This window comes from Vibrio sp. 2132-1 (assembly GCF_033344315.1).
In genome coordinates this window covers 1-691 of record NZ_JAWPON010000351.1, presented here as the reverse complement: position 1 = coordinate 691, position 691 = coordinate 1, and the positions used below count along the sequence as shown (strand labels likewise).

The window sequence follows — 691 nt, the reverse complement described above, 5'->3', positions numbered from 1 at the left end:
AGTGTATCGATGTAGATTGAGAATGATTGAACCAGACCTTGCTGTGCAGGATGATCAACGCTTGCTGCCGCTGCTGCGTGAGGGCCGGTACCTTGGCCCGCTTCATTTGAGTAAACACCACGTTTAACACCCCAACCAACGGCGGCACCAATACCAGCCATAGGAGTGAACGCGTCTCCTAGGATCATGCCGATAATGCGTGGGATTTCACCGATGTTTAGAAGAATGATAACGAAAGCGGTGATGATGTACGCCAATGCCATGAATGGCACAACGATCTGAGTGAAGTTCGCAATACGCTTTACGCCACCAAAGATGATGAAGGCAAGAATGACACAGACAACCGTACCAGTGAAAATTTTAGCAAAACTGAAGGTACCAATAGCGGTTTCGATCATGTCACCAGAGCCAAATGCTGCTTCTACCGCGTTACCAATACTGTTGGATTGAACGCCAGGAAGTAGCACACCACACGCAAAGATGGTCGAGATAGCAAAGATCCATGCGTACCATTTTTGCCCCATTGCTTTTTCGATGTAGTAAGCAGGGCCGCCACGGAATTCACCTTCATCTTCTTCTTTGTAGATTTGAGCGAGAGTGGATTCTGCATATGCTGTTGCTGCGCCAAAGAAGGCAACAACCCACATCCAGAATACGGCGCCAGGGCCACCAAAGCCGATAGCCGCAGCAA

Annotated in this window: 1 protein-coding gene; it reads right to left on the bottom strand. The window is 49.1% G+C overall.

All coding sequences use genetic code 11. The features are described 5' to 3' along the window. Positions 1–691 (bottom strand): alanine:cation symporter family protein (locus R8N47_RS25360; RefSeq protein ID WP_318186128.1); only part of this gene is annotated, 691 nt, incomplete at both ends.